Below are 17,904 nucleotides of genomic sequence, written 5' to 3'. Positions count from 1 at the left end.
TCGTGGCGCCGCCCTTGATCCGCATCTTGTGATGCTCAACCCGGCATCAAGTTGATCGGGATTGAATTGACGCGGCGTCTGCGCCAAATAATGACGATATCGACCGTAAGGCCTGGGCCGATCTTTGCCTGACCGGTGTGTAAGAATCTAAAGTCCTGGAGCGTTTCGTTGCGTGTTCCAGGATGCGTGGCGTTCAAGAAGTTCAAGTGGTGAGTGCGATGAAGACAGCCAAATTCTCGATCGGACAGGTGGTTCGCCACCGGCTGTTTCCGTTCCGCGGCGTCATTTTCGACGTCGATCCGCAATTCGCCAATACCGACGAATGGTACGAGGCGATCCCCGCTGACGTGCGGCCGCGCAAGGACCAGCCCTTCTATCATCTGCTCGCCGAGAATTCGGAGACGGAATACATCGCCTATGTGTCCGAGCAGAATTTACTCGAGGACCGGTCGGGCGAACCGGTTCGGCATCCGCAGATTGGTGAAATGTTCGACAAGAAGCCGGACGGGCGCTACGAGCCGAAGCACCAATTGAGACATTGACTTAGTCGGGATCTGGCTGGGCTCGGACAGGCTTGAGACAAGTCTTGACCCGATAATCAGCCGATTCAATAAAAAAGCGGGGCATGAACCCCGCTTTTTGTTTTGTTCGAAAACCCGTCGATCAGTTGGCGGCCTTCGCCTTTTCCTGCTCTTCCTTGAGCTTCTTGGCAAAATCCTGATTGTTCTTGGCGACGAACTCCTGGAGCTTCTTCTGTCGGTCCTCGATGTCCGACTGCTGCAGCGGCGGGCCGTCGAAGGCGCCGCTGAAGCCGGTCAGCGCGATCTTGATCGGGTTCGGCTGGTTCTGGAAATTGACCGAGGTCAGCGTCAGGTTCGAACCTTTCTTGAAGGACGCGACGAGCTGATCGGTCAGCGGCACTTCCGCCACGCAGCGATCCGGGAAACAGATCACGTACTCGAGCTTCTGCGCCTTGCCGGCGTCGATCTGGAGGCCGATGCCGGGAGGAACCAGACGGCCAGTCGGAACCGTCACCTGGAACACCTTGCGGTTCACCTTGCCCTTCAATTCGATCAGGCTGACGCCGGTGATGAGCTGACCATTGCCGGCGGTGGTGATGTTCTGGACGTTGCAAATGTCGACATCTTCCTGCTTGGTGCAGGCCTTGAACCAGCCTTGCGGAATCTGCTGTTGCTGCTGGGCGACAGCAGCGGGAATGCCGGCGCCCAGAATGCCGACCACGCCAGCGGCCATGACCGACAGGCGGTACGCGTTGCTGTTCAGGCTCGTCATGTCGTGCATTCCTCTCAAATGATCCCGGGACCGGCTTTTTTCATGCCGTGTGGTCCAGCTACCTGTTGCCGAAATGAGGCAACAGAATGACTTCGGACGGCGTGTTACACTGCAAGCGACGCCGAATCCAGCCCGGGCCGCGCGAATCTTGGCCGAGGGACTGGGTCGAGGGATTGGCCGGTGCACGACCGGCTCATGTATGCTGCGCATCGAATCGGGAAGGAGACGGTCATGGGCCGCGTTGTCGTTTGGCTGATCGCCACAATCTTGTTTGTCGGCCTTTCCCTGCAGCCGGCCCTGTCGGAACCGAAGCACGCGCTTGCCATGCAGGGCGAGCCGGCGCTGCCGGCCGACTATGATCATTTCAACTACGTCAATCCCGACGCGCCGAAAGGCGGCAGCATTACCTATTGTGTCGTCGGCAGATTCGACAATCTCAATCCGTTCATCCTGAGAAGTCTGCGCACCACCGCGCGCGGCATGATGGATCAAGCTTTTGGCAATCTTGTCTTCGAGCCGTTGATGCAGCGCAACTACGACGAGGCCTTCAGTCTCTACGGCCTGCTCGCCGATACCGCCGACATGGATCCCGAGCGCAAGAGCATCGAATTCCACCTCGATCCCAGGGCCAAATGGTCGGACGGCGAGCCGGTGACGCCGGAAGACGTGTTGTTCACCTATGATGTCTTCACCGAGAAGGGTCGGCCACCTTACAGCCAGCGAATGAAAGCGATCGCCAAGCTCGAAAAGACCGGCGACCGCAGTGTGCGCTTCACCTTCAACGAAAAGGCGGACCGCGAATTTCCCCTAATCATTGCGCTGACGCCGATCATCCCGAAACACGCGTTCAACAAGGACACTTTCGACAGGACGACGCTGAAGCCGGTGATCGGCAGCGGGCCTTACATGGTGGCGCAAGTCGCGCCCGGCCAGCGCATCGTGTTCAAGCGCAATCCGCACTATTGGGGCAAGGACGTGCCGTCCAAGCGCGGCTTCGACAATTACGACCAGATCACCATCGAGTATTTCCTCAACGCCAACGCCAAGCAGGAAGCGTTCAAGAAAGGCATCTGCGCCATCGACGACGACAGCGACCCAGTCAAACGCGAGCGCGATCTCGACTTTCCGGCCTTCCACAGGGGCGAGGTCATCGCCGAAACTTTCGATACCGGCATTCCGCCGGTGGTCAACGGTTTCCTGTTCAACACGCGGCTGCCGAAATTTTCCAATCCGGTCGTGCGGCGCGCGCTCGGCATGCTCTACGATTTCGAATGGGCCAACAAGAATCTGTTCGGCGGCAAATACACGCGCACGATGAGCTTTTGGCAGAATTCCGAGCTGTCCGCGCTCGGCCACCCGGCCAGCGAAAAGGAAAAGGCCCTGCTGGCCCCCTACCCCGGCCGCGTGCCCGCAGATGTCATGGACGGCACCTACAGGCCGCCCGTTACCGATGGCTCCGGCCAGGACCGCAAGGTGCTGAAGGCGGCATTCGAGCTGCTGAAGAGCGCGGGCTATACGGTGCAGGACGGCGCGATGCTCGATCGCCAGCGAAAGCCGTTCGGTTTCGAGATCCTGACCGCCTCGCAGGACGAAGAGCGACTTGCCGCTATCTATCAGCGCACGCTTGAGAAGCTCGGCATCGACGTCGGCATCCGCAGCCTCGACGGCGATCAGATCCAGTCGCGCAAGCAGCGTTTCGATTTCGAGGTGCTGGTCGGCTCGACCGGTTTCAACAACTCACTGTCGCCCGGTATCGAGCAAGCCGGGCGCTGGGGATCCGCCGCCGCCAAGGCCGAAGGCTCGTTCAACCTAGCGGGTGTCGCCGACCCCGCAGTGGACGCGGCGATCGATGCGATGTTGAGAGCTCGCTCGAAGGGGGACTATGTCGCTGCTGTCCGGGTCCTCGACCGGCTGCTGATCTCAGGCAATTACATGGTGCCGACCCAGCACAACAACCGGCAATGGCTTGCTTATTGGAACTATCTGGAACATCCGCAAAAGACGCCCATATACGGTTATCAGTTGCCGACCTGGTGGCGCAAACCGAAGTGACCTCTTCAGAACAGGAGATCAAGATGAACGACGAGAACTCGATTACCGTCGATGTGGTCTCCGATGTCGTGTGCCCCTGGTGCTTTATCGGCCAGAAACGGCTCGACAAGGCGATTGCCGCAGTCGACATCGACGTTCACATACGTTGGCGGCCCTTCCAGCTCGACCCGACGATTCCGCCCGAAGGCAAGAACCGCCGCGACTACATGGTGGCGAAATTCGGCAGCGAGCAACGCATCCGCGAGATCCATGCCAGGATCGAGCCGTTGGGCGAGGCTGAGGGGATTTCCTTTGCCTTCGACGCCATCAAGGTCGCGCCCAATACGCTGGATGCGCACCGGCTCATTCGCTGGGCCGGGACGGCCGGCGAGGCTGTTCAGAACCGGCTGGTGCGCCGGCTGTTCCAGCTGAATTTCGAAGAAGGCGCCAATCTCGGCGATCATGCCGTGCTGATCGAAGCCGCCCGCGAGGCGGGCATGGATGCCTCCGTCGTCGAAACGCTTCTGTCGACGGACGCGGATGTCGAGGCGGTGCGCACCGAAATCGCCACCGCTTCGCGCATGGGCATATCGGGCGTGCCGTGCTTTCTGCTTGAAGGCAAATATGCGGTGATGGGCGCCCAGGACGCCGATACGCTTGCCGATGCGCTGCGCCAGGTGGCTGCGGCCAAGGCACGCGGCGAACTGGAGGCGGCGAACTGAGCCGGACTATTTTCGACTACTTCACCGTCACCTTGGCCTTGCCGACGAAAAAGCCATGGCCATGCTTGCCGGGGCAGGTCAATCCCTTGGTGGAGGACTGGCAGGAAAACGGCCCCTTGCTCCAGCTGTCGCCGTAGGCCTTGCTCGCCCGGGTTCGTGATCTGTGTCGGAATAGATGTCGGTCCGCATCCTGGACGTAGGGGCAACGTCGTTGCTTGGCTGATTACGGGCTCTCCCGACAAGGCGGCTTCACCCACGAATCATACAGGTCGCGTTCTGGCCGCCAACGAGGTCGGACCTAGCCGTAAGGGCGCGCTGAAGATCGGTTCAGGCTGTGAAGATCGACCGCTGGACGGCGCTTCTACGTTCACAAAGCTGTGTGAGGGCCTTCCCCAAGGGAAGGTCCCTATTTTCTCCGGCGCAGGCAAGTAACATATTGAAATTGCATTGATATCAAGCGCCTAGAATTCCGACGGCACAGCCCCGAGATCATCCACTCTGTTGCTCCACTGCAACGGCCGGCGAGTTAAGCCACCCGCGGCTGGTGAAAAGCTAATGGAAAATGATCAATTGGTGTTACTGTCCGTAATAAAAGAAAAATCGTTTGGGCGGGATAGTGATTCGGGTCGATAGACCAACGCGACATTCAATATCGGAAAAATGGCTCCGCGGTGCCGCAAGGCAGTCGCCCCTTACGGCCGTATCGTCGATGCGCAGCTTCTGGGGCCTGATGCGGGCCTACTGGTTTTCGGACAAGTGGGTGGAAGCCTGGACCTTGACGCTGGTGATCGCCCTGCTCACCGCGCTCTCCAGCAAGTCAGGCGTGTGGTTTGCCGTAGCATCCGGAGAGCTGGTCAACTCGATCGCCTTTTTCCATGATGCCGCGAACACCACCCCGCTTCAGACACTGCTGGCCAATGCCGGGATACTTGTCCTCCTGGTCTTGCTCAAGGATGCGGGTTTTACCGGTATCCGCAGCCTGGTGTCCGCAACGTTGCATCGCAAGTGGCGCGGCTGGCTGGACAGCCAGTTCAACGAAGCCCTGCTTGATTCCAATCACACCCATTTCCACGCTCAGCATGGCTCGTCAGGTGCCGCCGCTCCCGACAATATCGACCAGCGCATCCAGGAATCGATCAAGGATATGACGGGCGGCGCCATCGGCCTCGCGATGGGGGTTTTGGCCGTTGCTACTTCATTGTATTTCGTCGGCCAGCAACTGCTTGCACACTCGGCGGAGGTCAAAGGGCTGGAGTTCCTCGGCAGCTATGGCAGCGCCGTCCTCGCCTTTCTGGCAGTCGCCACCTACGTGCCGTTGAACACCTGGATCGCCGTCAAGCTGGGCAGGCTGCTGGAACGGCTCAATGTCAGGATGCAGCAGGCCGAAGGCAGCTATCGCGGCGAGCTGATCACCTTTCTGCGCCGCAGTTTTCATGTCGCCGCATCGCAAGGCGAGAACGTGCAGAAGGCAGTGCACAGCCAGCGCTATGTCGACATCGACCGCACCTGGGCGCGGCTGAACATCGTCAACACAGGCTACAATTCGTTCGAGCTGATCTACAATTTCATCGGTGCCCGCATTGTCGCCTACGGGCCAGGCTTGGTTCCCTTCATCCATAACGGGTTCGATCTCAAGGGCTACATAACCGGCTCCGAGATGGTCAACTCGCTGATCAGTCAATGCTCGTGGTTCATCCATGTGATGCCTGCCATCGCCGCGCTGCGGGCCAACAGCCAGCGCGTCACCGAACTCGCAAACGCGATCGAAAACGTTCAGCACCCGCAGGAATTTTATCAGCAGACCGGCCGCTCCGATTTTCGCTACGACCGCCAAAACCCTGTTTTCGGCCTGACCATCCAGAAACTAGAGCTAGCGCATCAGGGCAAGGACGCAACGCCCTTCCTGAGTGCCGCGAACTTGCGCTTCCGGCGTGGCGAATGGACTTTCCTGAAGGGCGAATCCGGTTGCGGCAAGACCTCGCTGATCAAGGCGATCAACGGCCTTTGGCCCTATGGCCGCGGCACCATCGTCTTCCCGGAAGGGGTCAGGAGTTTCTACGCCGCCCAGGAGGTGAAGCTGCAGCAGGTTTCGCTGAAGCAATTGGTCTGCCTGCCGGGTTCCGAGCATGATTATCCCGACGTGCAGGTCGCATCCGCCCTGCACAAGGCCGGCCTCGGCGATTTCATCGAGCATTTGGCCGATGAGAGCCGTGAAGGAAAGATCTGGGATCAGGTTCTCTCGGGTGGGCAGAAACAGAAGCTGGTTGTCGCCCGTATCGTGCTGCAGCAGCCGGGATTGCTGTTCCTCGATGAAGCCACTGGCGCTCTCGACCCCGATGGACGGATCGCCTTCCACCAGGCGATCAAGGACAATTGCCCTGATGCAACTGTGATCTCGATCATGCATGAGGCGACGCCGCCGAGATCGCTCGCGGGCACCGAATTCTACCACAGCGTCGTTGCGATCGCCGACGGCGTCGCCACCAAGAAGCCACTGGTTCCGAGCTTGCCGGTCGAGCTCACCACCATCCTTACGCAGCCGACGCGGCCGGCCGAGGACAAGTGGCTGCGCTTTCCCCGCCGGCTTAAGCAGAGATAGCTGCGGCACCATTGCCAGCATCCAGCCTGCCTGCCACGTAGCCCGATCACAGTCTCGCGATCCGGTCGGTCTGCCGCCGTTTTAACCCGCTCTCGCGATTGACTCGGCAAGGCACGCTCCTATGTTGCGCCGGCTTGCAGAATCTCAATCCGAACCCGCGAGCAGAAAGGTCACCGTGCCATGCCTGGCGACAGTCACAGTCGAACGCAACCGCCGTCCGCTTGACGTGACCTGACAGGCTCACGTCCTGCCGGACGGCAAGGAGTGAGCCATGAACGAGTTTTCCCCCGTTGCGGGCGGCGACGCCGTCGCCATCGCCCGCGTACTTGCCAACGAACACGTCGCCGACATGGTCGAGGCGCTGAACCAGGAGCCCCGCGAGACGGCATCGGAGCTGCTTTGCGAAGTGCCGTTCGAGCGGCTGGTCGATATCTTCGACCAGCCTGAACTCGACGGCGCATCCGAACTGGTCGAGGCGCTGCCCCGCATCAAGGCAGGCAGACTGCTTGCCGCCATGTCGGTCGACCGCGCCGCCGACATACTGCGCGATCTGAACGAACCGGCTCGTTCCGAGCTGCTCGGCGGCCTGGCGCCACCGCTGCGCGCGACGCTGCTTGCTATTCTCGGCTACCCCGAGGGCAGCGCCGCCTCGCTCATGACGACTGAATATGTGGGCGTGCCGCCGGACTGGAGCGTTGCCCGCACGCTGGATTATGTTCGCAGGGTGGAGCGGACGCGCGAAACCGTCTACGCGATCTACATCGTCGATCCGCAAACGCAGGTCCTGTTGCGCTCGACCAGCCTGCGTCGACTGATCGCTGGCGAACCCGACGAGCTGATCATGGCAATAGCGCCGGATCGTGCGCCTATCACTGTTTCACCGCTGACCGATAGTGAAAAGGTTGCTCAGTTGATCTCCAAATATGATCTGCTCGCCGTCCCGGTCGTGGACAACGGCAAGCTCCTCGGCATCGTCACCATCGACGACATTATCGATACGATGATCTCGGAAACGACCGAGGACGTGCATCGTTTCGGCGGCATGGAGGCTCTCGACGAGCCCTATATGAAGATGGGTTTTCTGGCGATGATCCAGAAGCGCGCCGGGTGGCTGTGTGCGCTGTTTATCAGCGAGATGCTGACCGCCAACGCGATGCAGAGCTACGAGGGCGAACTGGAAAAGGCGATCGTGCTGACCCTGTTCATTCCATTGATCATGAGCTCCGGCGGCAATTCCGGCTCGCAGGCGACCTCGCTCGTCATCAGAGCCCTGGCGCTGCGCGAGATCGGCCTTGGCGACTGGTGGCGGGTGGCCCTGCGCGAGCTGCCCACCGGCCTGGTGCTTGGCTCGATCCTTGGCGTAGTCGGCGTCTGCCGCATCGCGCTCTGGCAATATTTCGGCTTCTACGACTACGGCCCGCACTGGCCGCTGATCGCAATGACGATCGGCGCCACGCTGGTTGGCATCGTCACCTTCGGCTCGCTGTCTGGATCGATGTTGCCGTTCGCCCTGAAGCGCATCGGCTTCGACCCGGCCAGCGCATCGGCCCCGTTCGTCGCCACGCTGGTCGACGTCACCGGGCTGGTGATCTATTTTTCGGTTGCGCTGGTGATCCTGCGCGGAACGTTGCTGTAAGAAAACTCACGCACTTCCATCGCGGCAATCTTGTTGCCGCGATGGGTCGTCGTCGCGTCAGACGCGTTCACCATCTCTCACCCGGTAAGTCGGCTTGTACATAGTGACGAGTTCTTCCGCCGCGGTCGGATGCACCGCCATGGTGCGATCGAAATCATCTTTGGTCAGGCCGGCCTTCAGCGGTATGCCGAGAAGCTGCGCCATTTCGCCGGCGTCCGACCCGAGGATATGGGCGCCGAGGACCTTTTTCGAGGCGCCGTCGACGACCAGCTTCATCAGCATCTTTTCATCGCGGCCGGAAAGCGTGTGCCGCATCGGCCGGAAGGTGGCGCGGTAGATTTCAAGATCCAAAAAGCGTTTTGCCGCTTCATCCTCCGACAGGCCGACCGTGCCGATCTCGGGCTGCGAAAAGACTGCGGTGGCGATCGTGTCATGGTCGGGCGCCGTCGGCTTGTCCTTGAAGGCGGTCTCGACGAAGCACATCGCCTCGTGGATCGCCACCGGCGTCAATTGCACGCGGTGGGTAACGTCACCGATCGCCCAGATGTTGTCGATGTTCGTGCGGGAGTATTCGTCGACCTGGATTGCCCCGGTTTTGGTCATCTCGATGCCGACGCCTTCCAGGCCCATGTTCTCGGTGTTGGGGATGCGGCCGATGGCGAGCATGACCTGATCGACCGTCAACACGGTGCCGCCGGTGACAAGCGCGTCGAGCCGGCCATCAGGGCGCTTCCTGACCCACTCGGACACGGCGTGGCAGAGGATTTTTATCCCCTTCTTTTCCATCGTCTCGTGCAGCATGCGTCTGAGGTCCATGTCGAAGCGGCTGAGTATCTCCTTGCCGCGATAGACCAGAGTCGTGTCGACGCCCAGCCCATTAAAGATATTGGCGAATTCGACGGCGATATAGCCGCCGCCCTCGATCATGATTGCCTTCGGCAGCTCCTTGAGGTCGAAGGCTTCGTTGGAAAAGATGCAGTGCTCATGGCCGGGCAATGCCGGATGCGGCGCCGGGCGCCCGCCGGTAGCGATCAGGATCTGGTCGGCGGTAACGGTGCGATCCTCACCGAGAAGATGCACCAAATGCGGATCGACCAGGGTGGCGCGCGAATGAAAGACCTCACCGCCGGCGCCCTGCACGTTCTTCTTGTAGACGGCCTCCAGCCGGCTGATTTCGCGGTCCTTGTTGGCGACCAGCTTCTGCCAGTCGAAATGCGCCTCAGGCACCGTCCAGCCAAAACCGGCAGCGTCGGCGAAATGCTCGGGGAATTGCGAGGCGTAGACATAAAGCTTCTTCGGCACGCAGCCGCGGATCACGCAGGTGCCGCCGTAGCGGAATTCCTCGGCAATGCCGACACGCTTGCCGAGTAGAGCCGCGACGCGCGCCGCCCTCACCCCGCCGGAGCCGCCGCCGATGACGAAAAGATCGTAGTCGTAACCGGCCATGGCTGAACTCCTTGCCCCTCAAACACCGAGACAGGTAGGCTGCCGACTATCAAAAGAAAAGCCCGGACTTGCCGGGCTTTCTGGTCCAGTGGCGGTCAGGCCGCTCGGAAGTCCGCAATCAATTCGGTGTAGCGTCCGCGGGAGCTGCGCCATCGGCCGGAGCGGTACCGTCGGCGGGTGCAGCCGGCGCCTTGGCATTCGCCGCTGCACCCAGGGTCTCGCCGACCTGCTGGGCGAGATCGCGAGCCAGGCCGTTCTGCCAGATGTCGGCAGCCTTCACCAGTTCGCGCGTCACGATCGGGCCGTTGTCGAGCAGCTTCTTGCCGGACTCGGAATTGTAGAAGGCGGCGATTTCATTGAGTTCCTTTTCCGAGAACACCTTTGCGTAGGCAAGCGCTGCTTCCTTTTCCAGGTCGGCGCGGCGCGATGCCAAGGCCATCGCCTTCTCGTTGATCGTCTTGGCGATCAGTTCCTGCATGTCCGGGTTCTTCTGGATAAGCTGCTGCTCGAGCGCTGCGGCCGCTTGCGGCAGGATGTTGTCGAACGCATCCGTCGCATGGATCGCCGCGACCGCGGCACGCGCCGCCTTCAGATGCGCATCAGTGACGTCCTGCGAAAACGCCGGCGACGAAAACGCAAAAACGGCCGAGGCCGCCAGAATGGCAAAAAAGCGGCCAACCCGGTTATGCAACATCATGATCGGTAAAACTCCTTGGTTTTCGGGCGGCATGGACGGTTTGGATGCCGTCGCCGCCGGCTATGATGGCCGTTGTCGCCAGCCCGATGAAAAGACCATGCTCGACCACGCCGGGAATGGCGTGGAGAGCATTCGAAAGCGCTCTTGTATCCGGAATGCGGCCAAAAGATGCATCGAGGATAAAATGGCCGCCGTCTGTAACAAATGGCTGGCTCCCCGTCATCCTCAATGTAACAGGGCCGGAAAGGCCCAGGTTTGCAGCCGCCGCGCCAACCGCAATTTCGGTGGCGCGCAGGCCAAACCGGTTGACTTCGATGGGCAGCGGAAAGCGGCCGATCATCTCGACCATCTTGGAGCTGTCGGCGACGACGATCATGCGGGCGGAGGCCGCCGCGACAATCTTTTCGCGCAGCAGCGCGCCGCCGCCGCCCTTGACCAATGTCAGCGCCGGATCGATCTCGTCGGCGCCGTCGATGGTGAGGTCGAGCTCCGGTGTTTCCTCGAGGGTCGACAGCGGCACACCAAGCTCGGTGCAAAGGACGGCGGTGCGCTCCGAGGTCGGCACGCCGATGACAGTCAGGCCGGTGGCGACCTTGTCGGCGAGCAGCCGCACGAACTCATCCGCTGTCGTGCCGGTGCCGATGCCGAGCCGCATGCCATCCGTGACATGGGCAAGCGCTGCCCGCGCGGCCTCAACCTTCAATTGCCTCGCATCCATGCCGGGCCCCAAGATTTGTTTCGGCGCTCGTAGCATTTTTGCCGAGCGGGTCAAAGGACCTTGCCTGCGGTGGATAAGCCGGCTTGCCTGAACGGGCCGCAGCGGTTATCGCCTGCCGGCAATCAAATCGTCACAGGACAGGCCATGACCCGACCGACCATCGTGTTCGACCTCGACGGGACGCTGATCGACACGGCGCCGGACCTGCTCGACAGTCTCAACCACAGCCTTGCCGCCAGCCAGCTCGCGGCCGTAGACGAAGCCGGCTTCAAGCGTTTCGTCGGCCATGGCGGCCGCGTGATGATCGAGCGCGCCCATGCAGCGCAACACAGGTCGCTGGCCGTGGAGGAGCACGATCGCCTGCTAAAGCTGTTTCTGGACCATTACACCGTTAACATTCCCGGCAAATCGCGCCCCTACCCGGGCGTTCCCGAGGCGATCGCACGGTTCGAGGCAGCCGGTTACCTGCTGGCCATCTGCACCAATAAATATGAGGCCAATTCGGTGGCGCTGATCGAGGCGCTCGGTATGACCAGGCATTTCGCGGCGATCTGCGGCCAGGACAGTTTTCCGTTCCGCAAGCCCGACCCGCGCCATCTCACGCAGACCATCGCGCGTGCCGGCGGCGATCCGCACCGTGCACTGATGGTCGGTGATTCGCAGACCGACATCGACACGGCAAAGGCCGCCGGCATTCCGGTAGTGGCAGTCGATTTCGGCTACACCGATCGTCATGTGCGGGAGTTCGAACCGTCGGCGGTGATCTCGCATTTCGATTCGTTAACGCTCGATCTGGTACAAGGGCTGATGGCCGCGGCAGAAGGCTGAAGCCGGTCATAGTCCAGACGGCCAGATGACGGCCGACAAGTGGTTGACTTCGCAGGCCGGCCTCCCTTATATCGCGGCGCGCTTGGCCTTCGGGCAACGAGCGGGCGATTAGCTCAGCGGGAGAGCACACCCTTCACACGGGTGGGGTCGCAGGTTCAATCCCTGCATCGCCCACCATCTTTTCGGCACTTAGCCATCACCGACGGGGAAGGCTGCCGTGATTGAGAACCAGCGCATGATCGCATTGGTTTTCCGTGCGCTTTTTCCGCAAGCTATAAGACTGACAGGCACACTTACGCTTGGCACAATTGCCGGTCTGGACGATCCGCAAGCCCGAGTCCGGGAACAAACCCGTATGTAGATGAGTTTCTGCTCATCGAAATGTGAGGGAAAGCCATGTCCAGACTTGTTTTGGCGGCCGCCGTGCTGCTTGTCGGCGGATCGGCCTTTGCCGCGGACGAAAATCCGGTGCCGCCGCAGAATGCCAAGAAGCTGTCGGAAATCATCGCCAAGGTCGAGCAGCGCGACGACTTCCGCTACATCAAGGAAATCGATTGGGACAGCGGCGCCTACACCGTCATTTATTACACGAACGACAAGGCGAAAGTTGAAATCACCTATGATCCGGTGACAGCCGCGCCGAAATGAGGCTGGCCGCCAACGGTCCAGATTCTAAAAAATGCCGCTCCTCGAAGGCCCGCGGCCTTCGGCACACTCTTGCGTAGATATGACTTTGATGGCTGACTGGCTGCCATCATTGCGCGCGGGGGTGGGCATGGCGACGGTAAAGCACGTATTGAAACGCTTTCTGATGATGCTCGCGGGTTATTTCATAGCGGTATTGGTCGGGCTGATCGCGGTGGCGGCGATCTATGGCGGGCTGAGTTCGCTGCCAAATGCGCCGAGTTATTTCGATGTCATGGGTGTCACCCCCGTTGCGGTGCTGCTGTTGCCGCCGCTCGGCATGTTCATCTATTTTCTGACGATTGTGATGACCGGCCTGCAGACGCTAATCTTCGCACTGATTGCCGAGTTTTTCTCGCTGCGCAGTTTTTGGCTGCACATGATCTTCGGCGCGGCGGCCGCGGTTGGCGGCTTCGCCTTGATCTGGCCCAGTGTACCGGACGACACGAACCCGGAGCGCTGGGCCGATATCGGCATCATTGCCGCCGCAGGCGTTGTCGCGGGCTTGGTCTACTGGCTCATCGCCGGACGCGATGCCGGTTTCCGGCGTCCACTGTTTCAGCGCTAGAACCGCATTCGTCAGCTTGCCGGCGAACGCACCGCTTCCGTGCTGTCGAGCGCCTGCTGCAGCCTTGTATCGCGGCCGTAGACGTCGTTGAAGTATTCGACCTTGCCGGACAGGTCCGGCCATGCGGTGAAATAGGCGACATAGACCGGGATCTTGCGTGTCACGTCCTCGGTCGAATGTCCGTGTTTCAGTCTGTCCTCGATGTAGTCGACCGAGGTGCCGAGCACGGCAGCCGCCATGCCGCGCGGATCCTGCAAGCGAACGCAGCCATGGCTGAGCGCGCGCATGTCGCGCTGGAAAAATGACTTCTGCGGTGTGTCGTGCATGTAGATGGCGTGCTTGTTGGGAAACAGTATCTTCAGCTCGCCCAGCGCATTGGCCTCGCTCGGCAACTGGCGCACGCCGTAGGGTATCTTTGCGCCATAGGCACCCCAATTGACCGAGGATGAGGGAATGCGCTTGCCGCGGGCATTGACCACCTCATAGCCGGCGCGGTCGAGATAGCCAGGATCGCGCCGCAGCCGCGGCAACATCTCGTTGACCAGGATCGACTGCGGCACGCCCCAATAGGGATGAAAGTCGACCTGCTCGATCTGATCATAGAAGAAAGCAGTCTGGTTGGTGGGCCTGCCGACCACGGCGCGGGTCTTCAGCTTCTCCTCGCCGTCGTCGATATAGCTCGCGGTGAAAGCCGGCTGGTTGATGAAGACGCGCGGGCTGCCGAGGTCGGAAGGCAGCCAGCGCAATTCTTCGAGCGCAACCCGAACCTTCTGAATTTTGTCGGCCTTGGACGTTCCGGCCAACGATGCGACGGTACGCGGGCCGATGACGCCGTCGCCTTTCATGCCGGCCCGTTTCTGCACCGCCTTGATCACCGGCACCAGCTCCGGATCGTAGACCTCGCTGGTGGCGAGCCTCGCCAGCACCTCGCCATAGGCACCGCCCATCTCGTCATCGAGATTGCGCGCGATCCTTGTCAAAAGCTTCGGCAGCTCGGGGCTGGTCTGCCCCGGTTTCAACAGAAGATTGGGATCGACGACGATCTCGTCCTCGGCGCTGGCCTGTAGCGATTCCAGTTCGACGCGCAGCGCCTGATACTCGGAATTCTGTGGATGCCGTGATTCGAGATAAGTGCGCACTTGCTGGGTATGGGCCAGCGTCTTCAGTACCCCTTCCATGTCGAGCGGCTTCGGCGGAAAATCGTAGTAGCCGGTGATGCGGTTGGGATCGACGCGGCCGCTTTGTGCGTCACGGGCGTAGCGCAGGACACGCGCCGACATCGCCATCTCGAAGCGAACCAGCTCTTTCAGGCGCTCATCGGCATTGCCCGCCGATGCGCCTGCTGCCGGAACTTCGACGGTGTAGTCGGCGGGCGTCAGGCCGTAGCTCGCGGCCTCGCCCAGCACCCGCACCGCATCCTCGGCACGGCTGTTGGGACTGGTTCCGGTCACCCAGATGAAATCCGGATTGGCTGAGTAGTACGCGATCAGCGCCTTGGCGATGTCCTTCTCGGCGTAGAGATCATAGCCGTCGAGCCCGGCAATGGCTTCGCGGAATGCAGCCCCGGTGGCCGTCGGCTCGAATGCAGCATCCTGAGGCGTTGCCGGTTCAGGCGCTGCCGACAGTGCCGAAAAATCGACGCGCACCAGCGGATCGCTCTTGTAGGTGTAATAGGACGGGCTGCTGATTTGCGCACCACCACCCCCACCGGAAGCGGCTGGCGCCTTGGGCTTGTATTTTGACGGTGGCGGCGGAAAGTTACCTTTCGGCGCTGCGTGTTTGACGCCGCCGCCGAAAAGCATGTCGAAGAACCCTTGCGCTTCAACCTGCGGCGTCCCGAAGGCCAGCATTGCCGCGGCCACCGCGAACGGCAGCACGGTTGCTTTGTTTCCAAGGAGTTTCATGGATCACCCGCTCCGGTTGAACCGGATCCCGTTCCGCACCGCTTTCACGGTCTCGCCCACCCCATGGCGGATGTAAGGCGTGACTACACTGATTCATACTGATTTCGTTAAGCTTCCATAAATTTCGGAACGTCTGTTGCAGAACGGTTTCACAAGGTCGTGACGGGTCAAGCGAATCCGTCGCCGTCCTCGGCCAGAACGGCAACCGTCCAGTGACCAAGTCTCACGCGTTTGCGCCGCCGTCGATGGTCAATGCCGCGCCTGTCACGAAGCGTCCTTCGGGACCGGCAAGCCAGGCGACCATGCCGGCGATCTCGTCGGCCGTTCCGAAGCGAGGCATCGCCATCTTCTGGCGCTGATGCTCGGCGTGCGGGCCGGCTGCCGGATTCATGTCGGTATCGGTCGACCCCGGATGGACGACATTGGCGGTGATGCCGCGCGGACCGAGATCGCGGGCAAAGGCCTTGGTCAGGCCAACCAAGGCAGCCTTGCTGGCCGAATAAGCGCTCGGCGCGTCGCGCTCGGCCCTTCTGGCGACGGTGGCCGGGGCAATGGCGGCTTGGATAGCGATGGCCGGCACCGGGGTGGCGGCGTGACGATCGAACCCGGCAGATAAGAACGACATTCAGATCACTGCAGAAACGGCTCCAGCCTGCCGGCAACGAAGCCAACGGCACGCTCCACCACACCCTTGTCGGCGAGAATGCGGCGGTGGCCGAGCCCGTCGGCCCAGTACAGCCGCACATGGTCTCCGGCGCGCGCGTAGAGCCTTGCATGATCGGCGGACACTTCGCGGTCGTCCGGCGCGTGGATCACCAGCGTCGGCAGCAGCGTGCTTGCCAGCTGGCGATCACCGGTAAACTCGTGCAACGGCCGGCCGGCGATACGCTCGACCCGGTCGGCCATGGCGACCTGCGAGCGCGAGCCGACATTCAGCATGCGACTGAAATCAGCAAAGATTGCCGGCAGGGAGCTCGGCGCAGCGATAAGCACCAGTCGCCCGGCCGCCAATCGCGGGATGTTCCTGATTGAACCGGCAACTGCATTGGCGGCAACGGCACCACCAAAGGAATGGCCGACGATCGCGGCAAACGGCCCGAACCATTCGCCGGCAACCCGTGCCGCGTCGACCGCACTGACCAGGGTAAGCCGGCGGCCCTGCGACTGGCCGTGGCCCGGCAGGTCGAGCGAGACGACCTTATAGCCAGCATCGCGATAGGCTTCGATCAGCGTGCGCATGTATTCGGTGCGCGAACGCCAACCATGGATGACGAGCACGGTGCCGGCAGTGGCCCTGCCCGGCTCGGGCCGGAATTCATGCACCATGACGCAGCCGGTTCTGGTCTTTAGCCGGTGATGTCGTGCCTGGGTCATGAAATCGGCGGCGCGATCGATTGCGCGGCGCTCGCCTTCACTCAAGCTCTTCTCATGCGGCGTGCGGCAGAACAGCTCGAATGCAGCGCGCCCGGTGAGTCGCGGTGCCACATGCTCAGCCACTCCGAACGTGCCGCGGATGACCTTCAGTCCAAATGATGCCATAGTGGCGATCCATTCATTGGTTCAAGCATGAACATAATAGTTCAAACATGAACATTAAGCAAGGCCTGCCCTGGGACAACCCGCGCTTTCGCAACTGGGTGGCAGTGGCGCGCGCATGCCACGTGCTGGAACGCACCCTGGCGGTGAAGCTGGCGCCGCTCGACCTGAAGCCGGCGCAGCTCGACGTGCTGATGAACCTCTACCGTCATCCCGGCATGTCGCAGCACGACCTCGCTCGCCGGCTGCTGGTCGGTCGCTCCAACATCACCATGCTTTTGCCGCAGCTGGAGACTCGTGGCCTGCTGCGCCGCGAGGGCGACGAGAAGGACAAGCGCGTGCTGCGGCTGACGTTGACCGAGACCGGCGAGGCACTGCTGATGCAGGCGCTGAAGGTCCATATGGCGCTGATCGAGAAGGCGATGAGCCAGTCGACGCCGGAGCAATGCGACATGATCGGCGAACAGATGCGTAGGGTTGCCGAGGTTTTGAAGACCGCCTGACAGCCCAGCGCTCCACCAACAAGTGCTTCACCACATCGATTTTTTCGCGCGCTCCGGCCATTCCTTGTCGTAGACCTCGCCGTCGATGTTCTTGCGGCTGGTGATTTCCAGGATTTGGCCGGGAGTCGGCAGCGATCTCGGGTCGACATGCCTTGCCGGATTCCACAACTCCGACCGGTGGATGGCGCGGGCGCACTGGAAATAGACCGCATCGACCTCGATGACCGTCACCGAGCGCGCCGGCTTGCCTTCGACTGCGAACGAGTCGCAGAGCGCGGCATCGGTGGTGATGTGGGCGCGGCCATTGACGCGCAGCGTCGTGCCGGAACCCGGCACCAGGAACAGGAGCGCGACGCGCGGATCGCGAAGGATGTTCCTTAGCGAATCGGCACGGTTGTTGCCGCGCCGGTCTGGCATCATCACCGTTTTCGGATCGTGGATGCGGACGAAGCCGGCGAGATCGCCGCGCGGCGAGCAGTCCAGCCCTTCAGGCCCGCAGGTTGCGAGCACGGCGAACGGCGAAGCCTCGATGATAGCTGCGTATTCGGGAATCAGCTGATCGAGTTCTTTGACCACCGACGCCTCGCCAGGCAGGCCATAGAGCGTTTCGAGCTGTTCGACGCTGGTGATCATGGACATGTTTTCGTCTCCAAAGCTTTGCCGGCGCTACTCCAGATGCATGACGTTTTCACGACATCGTGCCCGCTTGCCGGTCATCAGGAAACGGGTGTCGAGGCAA

The 17,904-nt window shown here is 61.4% G+C and carries 16 protein-coding genes, 1 tRNA gene and 1 pseudogene; 10 read left to right on the top strand and 8 right to left on the bottom strand.

Annotated features, from left to right (window positions below; all coding sequences use genetic code 11):
* Positions 1-218: 218 nt before the first annotated feature.
* Entirely contained in the window at positions 219-542 is a 324-nt protein-coding gene (gene hspQ / locus NKJ12_RS16580) for a heat shock protein HspQ (RefSeq protein WP_023675043.1), read from the top strand.
* A gap of 121 nt (positions 543-663) precedes the next feature.
* Here hspQ and NKJ12_RS16575 read toward each other — a convergent pair whose 3' ends face one another.
* Positions 664-1,293, bottom strand: coding sequence for an invasion associated locus B family protein (locus tag NKJ12_RS16575; protein WP_352478856.1), 630 nt, complete (start codon positions 1,291-1,293; stop codon positions 664-666).
* Between the two features lie 231 nt (positions 1,294-1,524).
* Between NKJ12_RS16575 and NKJ12_RS16570 the strand changes: the two genes are divergently transcribed.
* The 4 genes from NKJ12_RS16570 (at position 1,525) to mgtE (ending at position 8,281) form a co-directional block, all read left to right on the top strand.
* Positions 1,525-3,345 carry an extracellular solute-binding protein gene (locus tag NKJ12_RS16570; RefSeq protein WP_352703938.1) on the top strand — a complete coding sequence of 607 codons (1,821 nt, stop codon included), beginning with the start codon at positions 1,525-1,527 and terminating at the stop codon, positions 3,343-3,345.
* A gap of 23 nt (positions 3,346-3,368) precedes the next feature.
* Positions 3,369-4,046, top strand: a complete 678-nt coding sequence (locus NKJ12_RS16565) for a DsbA family oxidoreductase (RefSeq protein WP_352703936.1) — start codon at positions 3,369-3,371, stop codon at positions 4,044-4,046.
* A gap of 709 nt (positions 4,047-4,755) precedes the next feature.
* Positions 4,756-6,645: an ABC transporter ATP-binding protein/permease gene (locus tag NKJ12_RS16560; RefSeq protein ID WP_352703934.1), complete on the top strand. Its 1,890-nt coding sequence runs from the start codon at positions 4,756-4,758 to the stop codon at positions 6,643-6,645.
* Between the two features lie 271 nt (positions 6,646-6,916).
* Positions 6,917-8,281, top strand: coding sequence for a magnesium transporter (mgtE, locus tag NKJ12_RS16555; protein WP_352703931.1), 1,365 nt, complete (start codon positions 6,917-6,919; stop codon positions 8,279-8,281).
* A 57-nt stretch (positions 8,282-8,338) separates the two neighbouring features.
* Here mgtE and gor read toward each other — a convergent pair whose 3' ends face one another.
* The 3 genes from gor to rpiA form a co-directional block, all read right to left on the bottom strand.
* On the bottom strand, positions 8,339-9,727 hold the full coding sequence (gene gor, locus NKJ12_RS16550) for a glutathione-disulfide reductase (RefSeq protein ID WP_352703929.1): 1,389 nt from the start codon (positions 9,725-9,727) through the stop codon (positions 8,339-8,341).
* Between the two features lie 118 nt (positions 9,728-9,845).
* Positions 9,846-10,424 (bottom strand): DUF2059 domain-containing protein, encoded by a 579-nt coding sequence (locus NKJ12_RS16545; protein ID WP_352703927.1) that lies wholly within the window; start codon positions 10,422-10,424, stop codon positions 9,846-9,848.
* Positions 10,411-11,142 carry a ribose-5-phosphate isomerase RpiA gene (rpiA, locus tag NKJ12_RS16540; protein WP_352703925.1) on the bottom strand — a complete coding sequence of 244 codons (732 nt, stop codon included), beginning with the start codon at positions 11,140-11,142 and terminating at the stop codon, positions 10,411-10,413. Before rpiA ends, NKJ12_RS16545 begins: the two co-directional genes overlap by 14 nt.
* Positions 11,143-11,286: 144 nt before the next feature.
* Between rpiA and NKJ12_RS16535 the strand changes: the two genes are divergently transcribed.
* From NKJ12_RS16535 to NKJ12_RS16520, 4 genes are all read left to right on the top strand, one after another.
* A complete protein-coding gene (locus NKJ12_RS16535) occupies positions 11,287-11,970 on the top strand; it encodes a phosphoglycolate phosphatase (protein WP_254817239.1) in 684 nt (227 codons plus the stop codon).
* 102 nt (positions 11,971-12,072) lie between these two features.
* A tRNA-Val gene (locus NKJ12_RS16530) sits at positions 12,073-12,147 on the top strand.
* A 219-nt stretch (positions 12,148-12,366) separates the two neighbouring features.
* Complete coding sequence (locus NKJ12_RS16525) at positions 12,367-12,618, top strand: PepSY domain-containing protein (RefSeq protein WP_254817240.1); 252 nt, start codon at positions 12,367-12,369, stop codon at positions 12,616-12,618.
* A gap of 127 nt (positions 12,619-12,745) precedes the next feature.
* Positions 12,746-13,222: a hypothetical protein gene (locus NKJ12_RS16520; RefSeq protein ID WP_352704069.1), complete on the top strand. Its 477-nt coding sequence runs from the start codon at positions 12,746-12,748 to the stop codon at positions 13,220-13,222.
* Positions 13,223-13,233: 11 nt separating this feature from the next.
* On the opposite strand, the gene NKJ12_RS16515 is transcribed toward NKJ12_RS16520, so the two are convergent.
* From NKJ12_RS16515 to NKJ12_RS16505, 3 genes and pseudogenes are all read right to left on the bottom strand, one after another.
* Positions 13,234-15,126 (bottom strand): L,D-transpeptidase family protein, encoded by a 1,893-nt coding sequence (locus NKJ12_RS16515; RefSeq protein WP_352703923.1) that lies wholly within the window; start codon positions 15,124-15,126, stop codon positions 13,234-13,236.
* Between the two features lie 223 nt (positions 15,127-15,349).
* Positions 15,350-15,670 (bottom strand): annotated as a pseudogene (locus NKJ12_RS16510) (SDR family oxidoreductase); the annotation flags it as partial.
* 86 nt (positions 15,671-15,756) lie between these two features.
* Positions 15,757-16,665, bottom strand: coding sequence for an alpha/beta hydrolase (locus NKJ12_RS16505; RefSeq protein ID WP_352703918.1), 909 nt, complete (start codon positions 16,663-16,665; stop codon positions 15,757-15,759).
* Positions 16,666-16,712: 47 nt separating this feature from the next.
* Between NKJ12_RS16505 and NKJ12_RS16500 the strand changes: the two genes are divergently transcribed.
* Positions 16,713-17,165 (top strand): MarR family winged helix-turn-helix transcriptional regulator, encoded by a 453-nt coding sequence (locus NKJ12_RS16500; protein ID WP_352703916.1) that lies wholly within the window; start codon positions 16,713-16,715, stop codon positions 17,163-17,165.
* A gap of 27 nt (positions 17,166-17,192) precedes the next feature.
* Here the strand turns inward: NKJ12_RS16500 and NKJ12_RS16495 are convergent, their stop codons facing one another.
* Positions 17,193-17,804, bottom strand: coding sequence for a pyridoxamine 5'-phosphate oxidase family protein (locus NKJ12_RS16495; RefSeq protein WP_352689333.1), 612 nt, complete (start codon positions 17,802-17,804; stop codon positions 17,193-17,195).
* Positions 17,805-17,904: the final 100 nt, after the last annotated feature.

Source organism: Mesorhizobium sp. M0195 (assembly GCF_040322115.1).
GTDB lineage: Bacteria > Pseudomonadota > Alphaproteobacteria > Rhizobiales > Rhizobiaceae > Mesorhizobium.
Note: the sequence above shows the minus strand (reverse complement) of the source record. Positions and strands in the feature narration are given on the sequence as shown.